General features: G+C 58.5%; 16 protein-coding genes. 7 read left to right on the plus strand and 9 right to left on the minus strand.

The window, feature by feature from the left end; all coding sequences use genetic code 11:
- Window positions 1–241: 241 nt before the first annotated feature.
- Window positions 242–1,264 (minus strand): long-chain acyl-[acyl-carrier-protein] reductase, encoded by a 1,023-nt coding sequence (locus tag ACWISF_RS02295; protein ID WP_448379977.1) that lies wholly within the window; start codon window positions 1,262–1,264, stop codon window positions 242–244.
- A gap of 67 nt (window positions 1,265–1,331) precedes the next feature.
- Entirely contained in the window at window positions 1,332–2,018 is a 687-nt protein-coding gene (locus ACWISF_RS02300) for an aldehyde oxygenase (deformylating) (RefSeq protein ID WP_448379990.1), read from the minus strand.
- A 142-nt stretch (window positions 2,019–2,160) separates the two neighbouring features.
- On the opposite strand from ACWISF_RS02300, the gene ACWISF_RS02305 reads away from it, so the two are divergent.
- Entirely contained in the window at window positions 2,161–2,802 is a 642-nt protein-coding gene (locus ACWISF_RS02305; RefSeq protein ID WP_448379978.1) for a hypothetical protein, read from the plus strand.
- A 3-nt stretch (window positions 2,803–2,805) separates the two neighbouring features.
- Here the strand turns inward: ACWISF_RS02305 and ACWISF_RS02310 are convergent, their stop codons facing one another.
- From ACWISF_RS02310 to ACWISF_RS02325, 4 genes are read right to left on the minus strand one after another with little or no spacing between them, the layout of a single operon-like run.
- Window positions 2,806–3,381 carry an Npun_F5749 family FMN-dependent PPOX-type flavoprotein gene (locus tag ACWISF_RS02310; RefSeq protein WP_448379979.1) on the minus strand — a complete coding sequence of 192 codons (576 nt, stop codon included), beginning with the start codon at window positions 3,379–3,381 and terminating at the stop codon, window positions 2,806–2,808.
- 7 nt (window positions 3,382–3,388) lie between these two features.
- On the minus strand, window positions 3,389–3,868 hold the full coding sequence (mreD, locus tag ACWISF_RS02315; protein ID WP_448379980.1) for a rod shape-determining protein MreD: 480 nt from the start codon (window positions 3,866–3,868) through the stop codon (window positions 3,389–3,391).
- A gap of 22 nt (window positions 3,869–3,890) precedes the next feature.
- Window positions 3,891–4,649 (minus strand): rod shape-determining protein MreC, encoded by a 759-nt coding sequence (gene mreC / locus ACWISF_RS02320; RefSeq protein WP_448379981.1) that lies wholly within the window; start codon window positions 4,647–4,649, stop codon window positions 3,891–3,893.
- A 43-nt stretch (window positions 4,650–4,692) separates the two neighbouring features.
- Window positions 4,693–5,721 carry a rod shape-determining protein gene (locus tag ACWISF_RS02325; RefSeq protein WP_448379982.1) on the minus strand — a complete coding sequence of 343 codons (1,029 nt, stop codon included), beginning with the start codon at window positions 5,719–5,721 and terminating at the stop codon, window positions 4,693–4,695.
- 134 nt (window positions 5,722–5,855) lie between these two features.
- Between ACWISF_RS02325 and ACWISF_RS02330 the strand changes: the two genes are divergently transcribed.
- The 3 genes from ACWISF_RS02330 (at window position 5,856) to pyk (ending at window position 9,477) form a co-directional block, all read left to right on the plus strand.
- Window positions 5,856–6,545: a Crp/Fnr family transcriptional regulator gene (locus ACWISF_RS02330; protein ID WP_448379983.1), complete on the plus strand. Its 690-nt coding sequence runs from the start codon at window positions 5,856–5,858 to the stop codon at window positions 6,543–6,545.
- 148 nt (window positions 6,546–6,693) lie between these two features.
- Window positions 6,694–7,578, plus strand: coding sequence for a carbon-nitrogen hydrolase (locus tag ACWISF_RS02335; RefSeq protein WP_448379991.1), 885 nt, complete (start codon window positions 6,694–6,696; stop codon window positions 7,576–7,578).
- 114 nt (window positions 7,579–7,692) lie between these two features.
- Window positions 7,693–9,477 (plus strand): pyruvate kinase, encoded by a 1,785-nt coding sequence (gene pyk / locus ACWISF_RS02340; protein ID WP_448379984.1) that lies wholly within the window; start codon window positions 7,693–7,695, stop codon window positions 9,475–9,477.
- Here pyk and gyrB read toward each other — a convergent pair whose 3' ends face one another.
- Complete coding sequence (gyrB, locus tag ACWISF_RS02345; RefSeq protein WP_448379985.1) at window positions 9,478–11,412, minus strand: DNA topoisomerase (ATP-hydrolyzing) subunit B; 1,935 nt, start codon at window positions 11,410–11,412, stop codon at window positions 9,478–9,480.
- Window positions 11,413–11,543: 131 nt separating this feature from the next.
- Between gyrB and miaA the strand changes: the two genes are divergently transcribed.
- Both miaA and ACWISF_RS02355 read left to right on the plus strand, forming a co-directional pair.
- Window positions 11,544–12,437, plus strand: coding sequence for a tRNA (adenosine(37)-N6)-dimethylallyltransferase MiaA (gene miaA / locus ACWISF_RS02350; protein ID WP_448379992.1), 894 nt, complete (start codon window positions 11,544–11,546; stop codon window positions 12,435–12,437).
- A gap of 78 nt (window positions 12,438–12,515) precedes the next feature.
- A complete protein-coding gene (locus ACWISF_RS02355; protein WP_448379986.1) occupies window positions 12,516–13,478 on the plus strand; it encodes an FkbM family methyltransferase in 963 nt (320 codons plus the stop codon).
- On the opposite strand, the gene ACWISF_RS02360 is transcribed toward ACWISF_RS02355, so the two are convergent.
- Window positions 13,475–14,818, minus strand: coding sequence for an ABC transporter ATP-binding protein (locus tag ACWISF_RS02360; protein WP_448379987.1), 1,344 nt, complete (start codon window positions 14,816–14,818; stop codon window positions 13,475–13,477). The genes ACWISF_RS02355 and ACWISF_RS02360 overlap by 4 nt on opposite strands.
- A gap of 8 nt (window positions 14,819–14,826) precedes the next feature.
- The gene (locus tag ACWISF_RS02365) at window positions 14,827–16,554 is read right to left on the minus strand and encodes an ABC transporter permease (RefSeq protein WP_448379988.1); all 1,728 of its coding nucleotides are present in this window, start codon (window positions 16,552–16,554) and stop codon (window positions 14,827–14,829) included.
- 99 nt (window positions 16,555–16,653) lie between these two features.
- On the opposite strand from ACWISF_RS02365, the gene thiO reads away from it, so the two are divergent.
- Window positions 16,654–17,529 (plus strand): glycine oxidase ThiO (gene thiO, locus ACWISF_RS02370; protein WP_448379989.1); only part of this gene is annotated, 876 nt, incomplete at its 3' end.

Below are 17,529 nucleotides of genomic sequence, written 5' to 3' on the forward strand. Positions count from 1 at the left end.
TGGAACCGACTTAGAAATTGAATGAATATTGATGGGTTAGGCATAGGGGGAGGTAGTGCCTACCGCTAGTTAAGATTGATTGGATTTGCCAAAAGTTCGCAGGCAAAGGCAAATGTCGCAAACTTGTTTGAAATGACTATATCACAAAAAATGTTCTCGTCCAGCCTTTTGCCGGACGCGAATTTGTGAACTTTTTTGTGCAGAGTTCACTCCTAAGGGGTGAGTTGTTTTCTTCAGCCCATCACCGCAACAAGGGGCGAAACCCGTGTTTGACGGAAGCCGCCCCAATCTGTGCCATTTTTTCCAACGTAATCTGGTTGCGCCCCCAAGAAAAATTCGTATGCCACCCCTCAAATTCCAAGATCATGGCCTCAGCAAAACAGGCATACATTTGTCGTTCCAGCACATTCATATCCACCAAAGAAGAGATGACTTTCCAGTCAATATCCAAAGCATGCTCCACCATACCCCCTTGCAACACCCGTACTTGGGGATGTTGAATTTTGGTACGCAAATTTTTCGGATAACCCCCATCAATCATGAGACAGGGATGTTTTAACTGCGTCGGGTCAATATCCATGCCCTTGGGCATACTGGCAACCCAGACCACCACATCCGCCAATGGCAAGGCCTCGGTTAGGGACAATATCCGCCCTGTGCCCAATTCTTGCTGAAATTCCTGCAACCGCTGGTGATTGCGCGCCACCAACAATAAATCCGCCTTGGGGAAATGATAGGCCAACCAACGGCACACCGCACTGCCAATATCCCCTGTGGCACCACACACCAAAATACAGGCGTGTTCTAGGTCAATCCCCATCTCAGGCGCGACCAATTCCATTTGGCGGGTAATGATATAAGCCGTGTGGGTATTGCCGGTGGTAAACCGCTTGAAATCCAAAGATACATTGCGAACGTCGCGGATTTGTTCCAGGTTGAAATTCTCAAAAATGATCGAAGTAAAGCCTCCCAACGCCGTAATGTCAATACCTTGTTTTTGGGCGTGCGCCATCGCATTGATGACCTTCCGGGTCGCCGCTTTGAAACGATTTTGGGAGAGCATTTCTGGCACAAAACAGGATTCAATGTACCGGCCTTCAATCACCTGTCCAGTAAGGCTGCGTACCTTGATTTCATCAAGGGTTTGCGGGGGCGCCATGCACCAAAAATCTAAATCCCGCTCCGCATATTCCAAATACCCCAACTCGTAGGCCAGCGCTTGGGCGTGCTCCAAACTCGTCAGATGGCCGATCAATCCAAACATAAACGGCGTTCCCCGCAGCAACCTACCCCAGGATAGCGAAAAACCCCCTGCCAAATAGCAGAAAAGGCTAGGCCGCCAAACCCATGGCCGTCAATTGCATCACTTCCCGCGTGGTAAAGCCAATCTCTGCGAGGGCATCGCCATAGGCAATCAAAAAATCCTCCACCAAGGCCGCTTTCTCCATGCCCAATTGCGCCGCATCCTCCTCGACCTCATTCAACATTTGCCACACCAAGGGCAAATTCTCCCGATTGGCCTCCTTCAAACGGTCTTTCACTTCCGCAAAGTGTTCTTTGAGCCACCGCTGCCCAAAATTCAAATGCAGGTATTCATCCTTGACCACCCCTTCCGTAATTTTGCGGGCAAAGGGGTCGGCAACGGGAATGTAAATGTTATACGCGGAAATCGCAAACGCTTCGATAATCAAGGCTTGAATCAACAAACAGGTCACCACATCCCCGACGGCAAAGGCTTTTTGAAAATTCGCCCGCAACTTGGCAAAAAATTGCTTGGCAAAGGGCAAATCGGGCGTCACCTGCAAGTTGCGACCACAGGCTTCAAACCCTTTTTTGTGACGGCTTTCCATCTTGGCTAGGGAGAGCAATTCTTCCCGGTGGTCGGCGAGCAATTCGGCAATGTGGACGTAGTTTTCCGCCGCCTCTTGTTCCCCTTCAATCACAATGGCATTGATGCGGCTGTAGGCATCGCGATAGGCTTCGCTTTGATAGTCCAGGGTTGCTCCGCGTTCCACCATCACACCGTCACTCCTTTTTGGGTCACCAAGGGATTTACGCACCGACCGTACCCTCACTGTACCAGAATCCAGCCCTGGGTGCAAAAATTCCCCGCCCCTTCCCTTTACACTGGGGTATGGTTCTCCCTGGAGGCAGCCGGTTGTGGGCGCGACCTTGCGCAGCTATGTGTACATTGACAGTCTGCAACCCCAGTATGCCGCCTATCTGGGTACGGTGTCCTCTGGGTTTTTGCCGCTGCCGGGGGATGCGTCCCTGTGGGTGGAAATTTCGCCGGGGATTGAAATCAACCGCATTACCGATGTGGCCTTGAAGTCCAATCTGGTGCGACCAGGGGTGCAGGTGGTCGAACGGCTCTACGGTCTGCTGGAAATCCATGCCAGTCGGCAAGGGGAAGTGCGTTCGGCAGGACAGGCCATTCTCGCCGCCTTGGGGGTGCAAGAACAACAACGGCTGAAACCGCGGGTGGTGTCGAGCCAGGTGATCCGCAACATTGACCCCCACCAGGCCCAACTGATTAACCGCATGCGGCGCGGACAGATGATTTTGGCGGGCCAAACCCTGTATATCTTGGAGGTGGAACCGGCGGCCTATGCCCCTTTAGCAGCCAATGAAGCGGAAAAAGCCGCCCTCATTAACATCCTGGACGTGCAGCCATTTGGCAGTTTTGGCCGGGTGTACCTCGGCGGGGAGGAGCGGGACATTTTGGCAGGTTCGCAGGCGGCGCTGGCGGCGATGGAACAGCTATCGGGGGTGACGCCTGCCGGGTTGGACCGCCGGGAATAGGGGCTAGGGATTCACTTCCTGGACGGTCCAGGTCTGGTTTGCGGCCATTTGATAACAGTACCGATTTTGGGGATGGCCGCGCAGCTCCAGATGCTCCACCCGCTGGGGGTGCAACCACAGCAAACAAAAGTGGGCCGGCGGTGTGGTGCCCAAAGGCAGGTCTTGGGGCAAGTCTCCCTGGCGGGGTTGACCGGGAGGCGGCCAGGTAAATGGCTGGCGGCTCCGGGGGGATAAACTCTGCCAGCGCTGACACCGTGCCGTTTGGGCAAACACATCCTCTGTGCTATCGTCTATGAGTTGCAATGGACCGGCCAGGCGAAATTGCTCGCGGGTCTCAGGGAAGTACCAGCACAGTTCCCCCCAGGGCTGGTGGTGAATTTGGGCAACTTTGGCGCTGCGTCGGTCGGTGATGAATTCCAAGGTATTGGTGTCTCCGACAAAACCCCGAACGACCAGGGTGCGGTTGTGGGGGCGGCCCTGGGGGTCTACGGTGGCCAATTGGGCGTAGCGGCTGTAGGCCAAAGCACGGTTGCGGTGGAGGGCACGGGCCAAGGGCGTACGCCAGGGAGCTAAGGACATGGGCCGCTCAATCGTTGTACCACAGGCGACTGAGGGGCACATACACCAAAGGCGCCCAGAGACTGCTGAGGATGGCCGATGCCAGAGTTAACCGCTGGTGGTCCCACCAAATTTGCCCCAGGAGACGGTGACCCAGAAGACTCCATTGCACCGCCATCACCGTCTCGCTGATGACCGCCATCGCAAAGACAATCAACGCCACCGAAATAAAATCCTCCTGAATCAAGCGGTCTTTTTGCAACAGCGCCGTCAAAACGCCCACTACCCCCAATCCCAGGGCATGGGACGGCCACCAGCCCTCCCCCGGATTGACCAGCGCATCCTGCCAAACCCCTAGGGTCACCCCGGCGATTAAGCCCTGCCAAGCCGTGCGTTTGACACTCCAGGCCACCACCCAGATCAACGGCCAGTCCGGGCCAATGCCTGCCAACTCCATCCCCGGCCACCGCAAAGGCAAAAGCGCCAGGGCAGCCCAGGCCGATACCACCGTAGCCAGCAGCCTCCCCAACCTAGGGATGGAGGAGAGGCGATTTCGCCCCATAACTTTGCACCAACACCCATTCCAGCCGGTCAACCGGGGCATAAAGCTGCACAACGGCCCGGGGCGCAGGCATCGCCCGCCAATCAATACTTTCAACTTTGCCCACTGCAATCCCCGCCGGAAAGATCGTGCTAAAAGGGGAGGTGACCAGGGCATCCCCCGGTTTCACATCGGGATTTTTGTCAAAAAATTCCACCACCGTCTGCTCCGTCCCCTGCCCCACCAAAATCCCCATCGCGCGCGAACGGTTGACCATCACCCCCACCTTACTGCTGGGGTCGGTAACCAACAACACCCGGCTGGTATGGGGCGTCACATCCAACACCCGCCCTACTACCCCCCCCGGCGCCAACACCACCGCTCCCGGCATAATCCCCTTGGTACTGCCTTCTCCCACCCAAATTTGCTGCCACCAATGCCCGGCGCTGCGCCCCACCACCGTCGTCGCCACTGTCGCCAAAGGCATTTGCTGCTGATACTTCAGTAACTGCTGCAACTGGCGGTTTTGGAGCTGCAACGCCTGCACCTGCACTTCCAACTCCTGCACCCGCGCATCCACCAGGCGCGTATCCGGCACCCTTCCCCCTTGTAAGCTGCGATACAATTCCCGCAGCACCCAGGCTTGCGTCGTTTGCCAATAGACCGCCAACGCGACCACCCCAACACCACCGAGAATCTGGGCGGTATAACGCTGCCACCACCGCCGGAGGAGTCCAAACCGGGCCATTGCACCGCACGCAAACTGCCCCTATCCTACACCGATTCCAGCCCTAACCGGAACGGCTGCTAAAGACTCGTTCCAGCCCGCGCGAACTTTCTAGCACCTTTCCGGTGCCCAATACCACGCAATTTAAGGGTTCCGGGGCAATGTGGACCACAATCCCCGTTTCATGGCTAATCAGGGTGTCCAACCCCCGCAACAGGGCGCCGCCCCCTGCCAACACAATCCCCCGGTCCACAATGTCGGCAGCCAATTCCGGCGGCGTGCGCTCCAGGGTGCGCTTTACCGCATCCACAATCACCGCCAGCGGCTCCGCCATGCTTTCTCGCACCTCCGGCGCCTTGATCGTCACCGTGCGCGGCAGCCCCGACAGCAAATGCAACCCCCGCACCTCCACCACCTGGTCGTCGTTCCCCACCGGATAGGCAGAACCCGCGTCAATTTTGATGTCCTCCGCCGTCCGCTCCCCAATCACCAGGTTATGCACCTTTTTCATATAATTCATGATCGCTTCGCTGAGTTCATCCCCCGCCACCCGCACGGATTCGCTCAGCACCACCCCCTGCAAACTCAACACCGCCACTTCCGTCGTGCCGCCGCCAATATCCACAATCATGTTGCCAATCGGCTGGTCCACCGGCAAACCCGCCCCAATCGCCGCCGCCACCGGTTCATCAATCAAATCCACCTTCCGGGCACCCGCCCGCATGGCCGCATCAATCACCGCCCGCCGTTCTACCCCCGTTACCCCGCTGGGAATGCCAATCACAATCCGGGGTTGGGCCAGGGAACGTCCCCCATGCACTTGGCGGATAAAATGCTTCAACATCAATTCCGCCGTATCGAAATCGGCAATCACCCCATCTCGCAGAGGCCGCACCGCCACCACATTCCCCGGCGTCCGCCCCAACATCCGCTTGGCGTCTTCCCCCACCGCCAGGGGCACCTTCAACTCCTGGTCAATCGCCACCACCGAGGGTTCCTGCAACACCACCCCCCGACCGGACACGTAGACCAACGTGTTGGCCGTGCCCAGGTCAATCCCCATATCCCGTGAAAAACGACTGAATAAACCCACAAGCTGCTCCCTTGTGACTGGCCAGGTCACGGTGTATTTTAGCAGATTTCGGCACCCAACCTCTGGGCAGGGACACCAATTTCTCGGAAAATGAAAAAAGTACAATGAAACTATGCCCACGTCAGCGCCGGCCCATGCCCACACCGACCTTGACCGAATTTCTCAACTCGACCGTTCTGTTTCACGGGCTACCCACCCCGGTCCAAAACCGGGCCAGTCAGCGGTTGGTCATGCGGCAACATCCGGCGGGGGCGACCCTGCTTTTGGAGCAGGATTGGGGGGATTGTGTGTACTTGCTTGTACAGGGCTGGGTAAAAATTGTCACCCGTAACCGGGAGGGACGGGACATCACGTTAAACATCCTGGGGCCAGGGAACATTTTTGGGGAAATGGCCAGCCTCGAATCCTCGCCCCGCTCCAGCGATGTGGTGGCCCTGACGCCGGTGACCGTAGGGAGTATGCCAGCGGAGGACTTTCGGGATTTGATCCACACCGAACCGCAGGTGGGCTTTCGCCTGGCGCAATTGCTGGTCAAACGGATTCAGCAGTTGAACCGCCGTTTGCAGGTGCGGGAATCGGAAAGCAGCGCCCGGTTAGCCGATGTGTTGCTCTTTCTGGCCGAGGGGCAGGGGCAAGTGGAACGGGGTGGGGTGCTCATTCCCAATCTCCCCCACCGGGAATTGGGCAATCTCTGCGGCCTCACCCGCGAAACCGTCACCCGTGTTTTGAAAAAACTGGAACAGGAGGGGCTGCTCACCCGCCCGGACCCCGACCATTTGTACCTGCCGGATCGCCGCAAACTGGAGGCCTTGGTAGAGAGCTAGGCCGGCGGCGGTTCTCGGCCAACAGGTCTTTTCACATGGGCATCGTCGGCCCGGAGGCCACGTCTGGAAGCTGATTTTCTGGGAAGGCTGGTTCCCCCATCGCTTAGGATGGCTATGGTAGGAAACACCAGTAGGGGATGCCTGGGTGATGGAACCGGTGACGGTGGGTTTGGTGCAAATGGTCTGCGACCCCGACCCCCATGTAAACGACCAAAAGGCCGCAGCGGGCATTCGGCAAGCGGCCGGCCAAGGGGCACAGATCGTCTGTCTGCCCGAATTGTTTCGCACGCGCTATTTCTGCCAGACGGAAGATTACGCAGCATTTGCCCTGGCCGAACCGATTCCTGGCCCCAGTACAGAAGCATTACAAAAACTGGCGACAGAGCTGGATATTGTGATTATTGCCAGTCTGTTTGAAAAGCGGGCGGCAGGCATTTACCACAATACGGCGGTGGCACTCGACGGACGCAAGGGTTATCTGGGCAAATACCGCAAGATGCACATCCCCGATGACCCGCTGTATTACGAAAAGTTTTATTTTACTCCTGGGGATTTGTCCTATCAGGTGTTCGACAGTACCTATGGCCGGCTGGGCCTGCTGGTCTGCTGGGACCAGTGGTACCCGGAGGCGGCTCGGTTGACGGCGATGCGGGGGGCGCAGATTTTGTTTTACCCGACGGCCATTGGTTGGCATCCCTGGGAGAAACCGGTGCGGGGGCAGGCGCAATGGGAGGCGTGGGAGGTGATCCAACGGAGCCATGCCATCGCCAATGGGTGTTTTGTGGTGGCGGTGAATCGGGCGGGTTGGGAGCCGACCCCTGGCGCCGAGGGGGGGATCGAGTTTTGGGGGCAGAGTTTTGTCTGTGGGCCGGACGGGCAGGTGTTGGTGCGGGGGCCGGTGGAGGGGGCGGCGGTGCTCACGGCGACGTTGGATTTGACCCAGATTGAAACCCAGCGGCAGGGGTGGCCGTTTTGGCGGGACCGGCGGATTGAGAGCTACCAAGACCTCACCCGGCGGTTTCTCGACGGTTGAGGCCGCTGCCATTCCTAAAAGTTGTGGGGGGAAAATCCCGCAGGGGGGTGGTTCCCCGTTTACAATCACTGATCGTATCTCTTGTTTTGTGCGGTTGGCGCAGGGTTGGGTAGGATGGGTGCTCCCTTTCGACGGACCAAAATTGTGGCCACGGTCGGCCCGGCCTGTGAGACCCCGGAAATTCTGCGTGCCATGATTGAGGCGGGGGTGAATACCTTTCGGTTGAATTTTTCCCACGGGAGTCACGCGGACCACCGGCGGCATATCCGCACGATTCGCCAGTTGGCCTTTGAGTTGAACCAACCGGTGGGCATTTTGCAGGATTTGCAAGGCCCGAAAATTCGTCTGGGCAAGTTCCCGGCAGGGAGTGTGGTGGTGCAGGCGGGCGACCCCTATATTCTCACCAGTGAACCAGTGCCCTGTACGCAGCAGCGGGGGTTTGTCAGCTATGACCGGTTGGCGCAGGAGGTGCCGGTGGGGGCCACCATTCTCCTGGACGATGGCCGGGTGGAAATGCGGGTGGAGGCGGTGGAGGCGGCGGCGAAGGCGTTGCACTGCCGGGTGACCGTCGGCGGGGTGTTGTCCAACCACAAGGGGGTGAATTTCCCAGGGGTGTCCCTGTCGGTGAAGGCGCTGACGGATAAGGACCGGGAGGATGTGCTGTTTGGCCTGGAGCAGGGGGTGGATTGGGTGGCCCTGAGTTTTGTCCGCAACCCGGAGGATGTGCTGGAGTTGAAGGAGTTGATAGCGCAAAAGGGCTACCGGGTGCCGGTGGTGGCCAAGATTGAAAAGCACGAGGCGATTGCCCAGATGGAGGCGGTGTTGTCCGTGTGCGATGGGGTGATGGTGGCGCGGGGCGACCTGGGGGTGGAAATGCCGGCCCAGGAGGTGCCGCTGCTGCAAAAACGGTTGATTGCCACGGCCAACCGCCTGGGAATTCCGGTGATTACGGCAACCCAGATGCTTGACAGTATGGCGACGTCGCCGCGCCCGACCCGGGCGGAAGTGTCGGATGTGGCCAATGCCATCTTGGATGGCACGGATGCGGTGATGCTCTCCAATGAAACGGCCACGGGCAACTATCCGGTGCTGGCAGTGCAAACCCTGGATAAAATTGCCCGGCATATCGAGCAGGAATGTCTGCAACCGGGGATGCAGGGGGTGTATTCCCGGCCTTTTCAAAGTGGGGGGCAGGCCATTGCCAATGCCATCAGCAAGGCAGTCAGCGATGTGGCCAGCGAGTTGGGCGCCGGGGCGATTTTGACTCTGACCAAGACGGGCGCAACGGCGCGCAATGTGTCTAAGTTCCGGCCCCGCACGGCAATTGTGGCGGTGACGCCCCACATCGAGGTGGCGCGGCAGTTGCAACTGGTCTGGGGGGTGCGGCCCCTGCTGGTGCTGGAGTTGCCGACGGCGGGACAAACCTTCCAGGTGGCGATGGCGATGGCCCAGGAGCGGGGCTGGCTCAAGGAAGGGGATTTGGTGGTGATGACGGCGGGTACCTTGCCGGGGGTGCCGGGTTCCACCGATTTGATCAAGGTGGGCATGGTGAGCGCGCTTTTGGCCCAGGGGGTAGGCGTCGGCCAAGGGCTGGTCAGCGGGCGGGCAAGGGTGTTGCGCTCGGGGGAGCGGCTGACGGATTTCCAGAATGGGGAGATTTTGGTGGCCCCCCAAACCGATGTGCAGTTGGTCGAACCGATGCGGCGCGCGGCAGGGATCATTACCGAGGACGAGAGTTTGACCAGCCATGCCGCGGTGATCGGCCTGCGCTTGGGGGTGCCGGTCATCCTGGGGGTCAAAAATGCCACCCAGTTGATCCGCGACGGCGCCATTGTCACGTTGGATGTACCCAGGGGTCTGGTTTATGCCGGGGCGTTGCGCGTCGGCGATATGGGTTAATCAAATATCCAATTCGGCCAAACTCAACTGCGACGCATAGGTTTCGATAAATTCGCGGCGGGGCGGCACCCGGTCCCCCATCAAAATCGTAAACAAACGGTCCGCTTCCGCGGCATCCTCCACCGTGACCCGTTTGAGCGTGCGGGTTTCGGGATTCATCGTCGTTTGCCACAACTGCTCCGGCATCATTTCCCCTAACCCTTTGAACCGCTGAATGGTGTAACTGGCCTGGGCAGGCAGCGCCTGTTTGGCCGCCTCTAACTCCCGGTCGTTGTAGCAGTAAATCACCTGCCGGGGGCGGGCCCGTTCTAGCTTGTACAAGGGCGGACAGCCAATGTAGATATAGCCCTCTTCCACAATCGGGCGCTGGTAGCGATAGAAAAAGGTAAGCAACAGGGTGCGAATGTGCGCCCCATCCACATCCGCATCCGTAAGAAGAATAATGCGGTGATAACGCAATTTTGAAACATCGAATTCTTCCCCCTTGATCCCCAACCCAATCGCCATGATCAGGGCTTGAATTTCCGCATTTTTATAGACCCGCGCATCGTCCGTTTTTTCAATATTAATAATTTTGCCGCGCAGGGGCAAAATCGCCTGAAACCGCCGGTCTCGCGCCTGTTTGGCACTCCCTCCTGCACTGTCTCCTTCCACAATAAACAACTCGCATTCCCGGGGGTCGCGGCTGCTGCAATCGGCCAATTTTCCCGGCAAGGTGGAGGATTCCAACACCGATTTGCGCCGCACCAATTCCCGTGCCCGACGCGCTGCCTCCGCCGCCTGATAGGCTTGAATGGCCTTATCCAAAATGGCATCGGCCACCTGGGGACGCAATTCCAAAAATTCCATGAGTGCCTCCCCCACCAACGCCTCCACAATCCCCCGCACTTCCGTATTGCCCAATTTGGTTTTGGTTTGCCCTTCAAATTCGGGGTTGGGCACCTTCACGGCAACCACCGCCGCCAAGCCTTCCCGGATATGTTCCCCTGCCAAATTGGCATCCTGTTCCTTGAGTTTGTTGCGCTTGCGCGCCAGGGCATTGATCGTCCGGGTCAGCACCGCTTTGAAGCCCTCCAAATGCGTGCCCCCGTCCGCGGTGCGGATATTGTTGGCAAACCCCAAAACATTGTCTGCATAGGCATCGGCGCACCACTGCAGGGCCACTTCCACCTGCACCTGCTGGCGTTCCCCTTGGATGTAAATCACTTCCTCGTGCAGGGGTTGTTTATCTTGGTTTAAGTAGCTGACGTACTCACGAATACCGCCCAAAAAACAAAAGGTTTCCAGGCGCGGCGGCTCCTTGCGATAATCCCGCAAACTAATTTGAATTCCGGCATTCAAATAGGCCAATTCCCGCAACCGGGTGGCCAGGAGGCTAAATTCAAATTCCGTCGTTTCTTTGAAAATTTCCGGGTCCGGGCGAAACCGCACCGCCGTCCCCCGCCGCTCTTCGGTCAAGGGCATGCTGAGCAACTCCGTCACCGGTTTGCCCCGCTCAAACCGCTGGCGAAACTCCCGCCCCTCCCGCCAGACCACCACTTCCACCTGGGCCGACAGGGCGTTGACCACCGACACCCCCACCCCGTGCAGACCGCCTGATACCTTGTAGCCCCCATTCTCCCCGCCGAATTTCCCCCCGGCGTGCAGCACCGTCATCACCGTTTCCAGCGCCGATTTGCCCGTTTTGGGGTGGATGCCCGTGGGAATGCCCCGGCCATTGTCCGTGACCATGACCGAACCATCGGGGTACAAATCCACTTCGATATGGGTGCAAAAACCCGCCAGCGCCTCGTCCACCGAATTGTCCACCACCTCGTACACCAGGTGATGCAGGCCCTTGGACCCCGTACTCCCTATGTACATCCCAGGCCGCTTGCGTACCGCTTCTAAACCCTCCAAAACCTGAATCTGGTCAGCGCCGTAGGTGGCGGTCATGCCCAAATCTCCTAAAAGCAAAAAGAAAAAATACACCGCAAATTCGCTATAATTTTAGCACAAAATGCATAAAAACTCCCTCAAAACGGCAAGCAGGCAGATTTTGACGCGGGGGTGGAATCCTGGCTTTAATCGTGATCTGTGGCCCAACGGCAACCGGCAAAACCGAGTTGGGGATTGCGTTGGCCCAGAAATTAAACAGTGTGATTATCAATGCGGATTCCCGCCAGGTCTATCGGGAGTTGGATATTGGCACGGCCAAGCCCACACCAGCGCAACGGGCGCAAGTTCCCCATTTTTTGATCGATTGGGTGGCGCCGACGGTGCAGGTGACGGTGGCGGAGTATCAGCGGGCGGCGCAGGCGTTGATTGCCCAGTGGCAGGGACGGGGGAAAATTCCGGTGTTGGTGGGGGGAAGTGGGCTGTACATTCAGGCGGTGGTCCGGGGGTTGTCCATTCCACCGGTGGCGCCCCAACCGACCTTGCGGGCGCAACTGAGTACCTACAGCCAAGGGGAACGCTACGCCTTTCTCCAGCAGGTGGACCCAGCCAGCGCCGCCAAAATCCATCCCCACGACCCGGTGCGCACCCTGCGGGCCTTGGAAGTGTATTACGTGACGGGGGTGCCGCTGTCGCAACTCCAGGGGCAACAGCCGCCGCCCTATCCGGTTTTGTGGTTGTATGTGGATAGCGACCGTTTGGCAGAGCGTATCCAGCGCCGCACCCGGCAGATGATCGCCGAGGGCTTGGTGCAAGAAACGGAACAATTACGCGCCAAATATGGGCCGGACCTGCCTTTACTCAAAACTTTGGGCTATCAAGAAATCAGCAATTACTTAGCCGGTCATGATACCCTGGAGACGGCGCAAGCCCTGATTGTCAAACACACCTGCCAGTTAGCCAAGCGGCAACGCACCTGGTTTCGCGCCCAAACCGGTTTGGTGACCCTCAACAGCGACCGCCCGGATTTGCTCCCCTACAGTTGGGCCAAGGTGCAGGCGTTTCTCACCGCTATTGGTTACTGACCGGGCGGGGGCTGAGCTGCTCCTAGCCTAGGGAACCCATGAGGCACAATAAGACTGTCATGTCACCTGGTATTGGCGATGCCCCCCCTGTTTACCCCCCTACTCAAGGCGCAAGGTTATCTGGACAACCTAACCATGACGGTGGTCAATGTGGGTTCTCGGAAAATTTCCGAGCAAGATGATTGGGGAAATCAGGGCTGGTCGGTCTTTGCCCCCAACCTCACCATTTATGGCTTTGACGTGGATGCGGATGCCTGCGAGGCGGCCAATGCCCTCCTGACAGAACAGCACATTAACTGGACAGAACAGCATTTACCCTTGGCCCTCAGTGACACCTGCGGCACAAGAACCCTTTATGTGACGAAAAACCCGATGTGTTCTTCCCTGTACCCGCCCAACGAGTCCTATCTGAGCCGCTTCAGTTGGTTACATGAGGTGATGGCATTGGATTTCACCGTGGAGGTGGAAACCACTACCTTGGATACCTTCTGTCACGAAGCAGGCATTGCCGAGATTGACTTTCTAGGAACCGATGTGCAGGGGGCGGATTTGGATGTCCTGCGGGGGGCGCAGCATGTGCTCAACCACAGTCTGTTGGTGGTCCAAACGGAAGTGACTTTTTCGCCGCTGTATGTAGGACAACCCCTGTTTGCCGATTTAGATAGGTTTATGCGCGCCCAGGGGTTTACCTTGATGCACCTAGACCTCCACCAGGGCGTTGCCAGGCGCGCATTTCCCCTCACAAGCGTCTCCTATTATCGAGGGCAAAAACTCTGGGGGGATGCCGTATATGTGCGGGATTTACTGGCGCCGGAGACCCCCCCGGATTGGCGAACACCGGAACGGATATGCAAATTGGCCTGCATGATGGATGTGCTCAATTATCAGGATTACGCTGCCGAGTTGCTGCTCCACCTGGTGAACGTCCATCGCTGGCCGTTGGAACACCTCCTCCTCGAAGCGGTGCGTACCCACGTCCCCAGCGACCTATGGCCGCAATTACCGCTACTTAGCTATTTAGAGGGCAAAACCACCCCCTAAGCCGTTTCTTCCTCCACCGGCAGGGCGTCATTGGCCGTGCTGGACTCCGAAAGATAAAGCCGTCCTTCATCAGCATCGTATTCAAACAATTCCGCATAGCGCCCCCAGTCCACCGCAGTGGCAAACAACCGTTCCGCCTCCGCCCGGGGAAAATAGTCATCCCACAAATCCAGGAAAAAATCCGCTCCCATCGAATGGCTGCGCTTTTCCCGTAGGGTCTGCACCATACTCACCAGCACCGGCACATTCTGCAACGCCTGCTGGCGGAACAAATCCTTACTGCGTAAAATCGTGGTCGTGGCAAAGTCCTGGCCCACCGGCGTCAAACGCACATCCCCCTGGGACACCTCCGCAAACCCCAACATCCGGGCCGCATCCAGAATGGGCAACAGGTCATCTACCGCCATTTGTAGCCGCTCTGCCAACAGGGGAATGTCCACCTGGGCATTGGGCTGCTCGACCACCAACTCCAACAGACCGCTAATTCCCCCCACCCGCACATGGGGCAACGGTTGCGCAAACGGAGAGGTAGGCTGGGGCGGCTGGGCCACTTCTACCTTGCCCGTCACTTCAATATCCGGGTTGGTCATCACCGTGTAAATGTAATCCACCAGGGCCTTGAAGCGGGAAGAAGTGCGGTCGTGGGGACGGGGTAAATCAATCACCACTTCGCCCCGAATCCGGCCAGGATTGGCGCCCAACAGGATTACCCGGTCGGCCAAAAACACCGCCTCCTCAATGTTATGGGTGACGATGAGAATGCTCTGGGAAGGAAACATCCCCGCCTGCCACAGGTCGTCAATTTCCCCCCGCAGGTTTTCCGCCGTGAGCACATCGAGCGCACTAAAGGGTTCATCCATAAACAGGACTGGCGGCTCCAGGGCAAAGGCACGGGCGAATCCCACCCGCTGTTTCATCCCCCCCGACAACTCGCGCGGGTAGGCACTTTCAAACCCGTCTAAACCCACCAGGTCAATCGCCTTCAACGCCCGCCGCTTGCGCTCTTCCCGCGCCACCCCCCGGGCTTCCAACCCCAACTCCACATTCTCGAGCACCGTCAACCAGGGCAGGAGGGCAAAACTCTGAAACACCATCGCCACGTGCCGGTTGGGTCCCCGCAACAAGCTCCCATTGCTCCACACCCGCCCCTGGGTCGGGGGAATCAACCCCGCCATGATCCGCAACAGAGTACTTTTGCCACTGCCACTGCGCCCCAGCAGCGCCACCACCTCGCCCGACTGGAGTTGGAAACTAATATCACTCAGCACGCAAAACACACCCTTGCCTTGGGGCAAAGGAAAACTTTTGGAAACCTGTTCCACCACAATCAACGGAGTCATCGCCCACCTCACAAGTGATATTTACTTTCGGCCAAAAGATACAGCCGCCGCCACACCAAGCGGTTCAGCCCGACCACAAACAAACTCATCATGCCAATTCCCAGGGTAATGCGCGCCCAATCCCCCTGCACCGTCGCCTCCGTAATATACGCCCCCAACCCCGTTGCCTTGAGGGTGCGGTCCCCCCAACTGACCACCTCCGAGACAATACTGGCATTCCACGCCCCGCCACTGGCGGTCAGCCCCCCGGTCACCCAGGCAGAAAAAATCCCCGGAATAATCAACTTGCGCCACTTTTGCCAACCCGTCAACCCCACATCCGCACACATTTCCCGCAAATCCGTGGGAATGCTCTGCGCCCCGGCAATCGAATTGAACAGGATATACCACTGGGAACCCAACGCCATCAAAAAAATACTGCCCCAATCCAAACTAATGCCGGTGCGGATAAAAAACAACGTGGCAAACGGAAAGACAAAGTTGGCCGGAAACGCCGCCAAAAACTGCACCACCGGCTGCAACAAACGGGCTAGGCGCGGCTGAAACCCAATCGCTACCCCCACCGGCGTCCAAATCAACGTCGCCACCGCCAACAAAACCAGCACCCGCCCCAAGGTCAACAGCCCCAGCCCAAACACCACCCCCACTTCCGCCAGCCCCACCGTCGTCACCACAAAATGCAACCCCCAGGCCAAAAGTAACCCAATCACCAGCAACAAAAGGGTGTTATAAATCCGGTCCTGCTGGGGGTTGACCTCCGGGGTCATCGTCGGCGGCGGCAACATCCGGGTCAACCGGGACAAAAACTGATTTACCCCCTCAACCAGCGGCGCCAACGCCTGGCCCAACAACCGCGGCAACCGCGCTGCCTGCACCACATCGTACACCCAGGATTCCGGGGCTTCGGCAGCCGCACTTTGCTCCATGCGAAACTTATCTGCCCAGGCAATCAAAGGCCGCCAAAACAACTGGTCCACCAGCACAATCACCACCGCCATGGTCAGCACCGCCCAGCCCAAAGCCGGGAGATTTTCCGCCGCAATGGCCGCCGCCACGTAGGAACCAAGCCCTGGCAGCGTGTATTCCTGATTCAGCACACTAATGGCCTCGCTTTCGGCCACAAAAAACCAGCCCCCCCCAAAGCTCATCATGCCATTCCACAGCAGGCCAATCATGGCCGAGGGCACCTCCAATTTCACAAACCGCTGCCAACGCGAAAGCTGATACAACGTGGCCGCCTCGTGCAACTCCTGGGGCACCGTCCGCAGGGACTGGTAAAACGAAAACGTCATATTCCAGACCTGGCTGGTAAAAATGGCAAACACGGAAGCCGCCTCCAGCCCCAGTAAACTCCCCGGAAACAGCGCAATAAACCCCGTCACCGTAATTGCCAAAAACCCCAGCACCGGCACCGACTGCAACACATCCAAAAGCGGAATCATCACCCGTTCTGCCCGCCGACTGTTGGCCGCAATATAGCCGTAAACCAGGGTAAAAATTGTCGAGAAAAATAACGCCACAAACATCCGCAAGGTCGAACGCCCGGCATAGTAGGGCAAATTCCGGGGGTCCAGGTCAACGCGGGGCACCTGCACCGGCGGGTGAAACACATCCAACGCCCCCACCCCCACCCGCGCGATCACCGCCAGGAGCACCAAGGTTCCCAAAATAACCGCCACATCCGCCAAACTAAACGGCAACCGCCGCAGCGTCTCAGACGTGGGAAAGGTTCTCATCCTGCTCGCTTGTACCTACCACGTCCAGTATCCCACAGTTTTTTCCCGGAACAAGCCACCCGTTTCGTTAGCATAAAAACATCACCCATCCCACATGACATGGACATTCTCATCATCGGGGGCGGCATCATCGGGCTAAGCATCGCCGTCGAACTGGCCAAAACCCAACGGCGGGTGAGCATTCTCGATGGCGGGTTCCCTGGCACAGCCGCCTATGCCGCGGCAGGGATGCTGGCTCCCGGCGCCGAACGGCTTCCCCCCGGCGGGCTGCGGGATTTGGGTCAGGCCAGCTTGGCACGCTACCCCGCCTGGATTCAGGACCTGGAAGCCCGCACCGGCCAAAGTACCGGCTACTGGCCCTGCGGCATCCTCGCGCCCGTGAGCGAGCGCACCCAGAGCAACCCCCACGGGATTTGGCTTGACCGGGCAGAACTCGACCAGCAGCAACCCGGCTTGGGCCCACACTTTCAGGGCGCTTGGTGGTATCCCCAAGAAGGCCAGGTGGACAACCGCCAACTCACCCAAGTCCTGCACCAAGCCGCCACCTCCCTCGGCGTAGAGTTCTTTCCCCAACAAACCGTCGTCCGCCTCGAAGCCAAGAACGCCACCATCCAGCGGGTCCTTACCGATGTCACTTCCCACCAAGCAGACCATTACATCCTCGCCGCCGGTGCCTGGGCACAAAAGCTCCTCTCTCTGCCCGTTGCCCCGCGCAAAGGCCAAATGCTCGCCCTGCAAGCCCCCCACGCCCCCGGCCTCAACCAAGTGGTTTTTGCCAGCGCCTACCTGGTTCCCCGCCGCGATGGCCGACTGGTCGTAGGCGCCACCAGCGAAGATGTGGGATTCCAAGGCGGCACCACCGCCGGCGGCATCCACACCCTCCTCCACGAAGCCATCCGCACCTACCCCCCCCTTGCCCCCTGGCCCCTGGTGGAAACCTGGTGGGGCTACCGACCCCTCACCCCCGACCAAGCC

This window comes from Gloeomargarita sp., from assembly GCF_053491055.1.

Excerpts from the sequence above, each read along its gene's own strand:
- ACWISF_RS02295 (WP_448379977.1), bottom strand. The coding sequence starts at position 1,264 with ATGTTTGGATTGATCGGCCATCTGACGAGTTTGGAGCACGCCCAAGCG.
- ACWISF_RS02300 (WP_448379990.1), bottom strand. The coding sequence starts at position 2,018 with ATGGTGGAACGCGGAGCAACCCTGGACTATCAAAGCGAAGCCTATCGC.
- ACWISF_RS02310 (WP_448379979.1), bottom strand. The coding sequence starts at position 3,381 with ATGTCCTTAGCTCCCTGGCGTACGCCCTTGGCCCGTGCCCTCCACCGC.
- mreC (WP_448379981.1), bottom strand. The coding sequence starts at position 4,649 with ATGGCCCGGTTTGGACTCCTCCGGCGGTGGTGGCAGCGTTATACCGCC.
- ACWISF_RS02330 (WP_448379983.1), top strand. The coding sequence starts at position 5,856 with ATGCCCACACCGACCTTGACCGAATTTCTCAACTCGACCGTTCTGTTT.
- ACWISF_RS02335 (WP_448379991.1), top strand. The coding sequence starts at position 6,694 with ATGGAACCGGTGACGGTGGGTTTGGTGCAAATGGTCTGCGACCCCGAC.
- pyk (WP_448379984.1), top strand. The coding sequence starts at position 7,693 with ATGGGTGCTCCCTTTCGACGGACCAAAATTGTGGCCACGGTCGGCCCG.
- gyrB (WP_448379985.1), bottom strand. The coding sequence starts at position 11,412 with ATGACCGCCACCTACGGCGCTGACCAGATTCAGGTTTTGGAGGGTTTA.
- ACWISF_RS02355 (WP_448379986.1), top strand. The coding sequence starts at position 12,516 with ATGCCCCCCCTGTTTACCCCCCTACTCAAGGCGCAAGGTTATCTGGAC.
- ACWISF_RS02360 (WP_448379987.1), bottom strand. The coding sequence starts at position 14,818 with ATGACTCCGTTGATTGTGGTGGAACAGGTTTCCAAAAGTTTTCCTTTG.
- ACWISF_RS02365 (WP_448379988.1), bottom strand. The coding sequence starts at position 16,554 with ATGAGAACCTTTCCCACGTCTGAGACGCTGCGGCGGTTGCCGTTTAGT.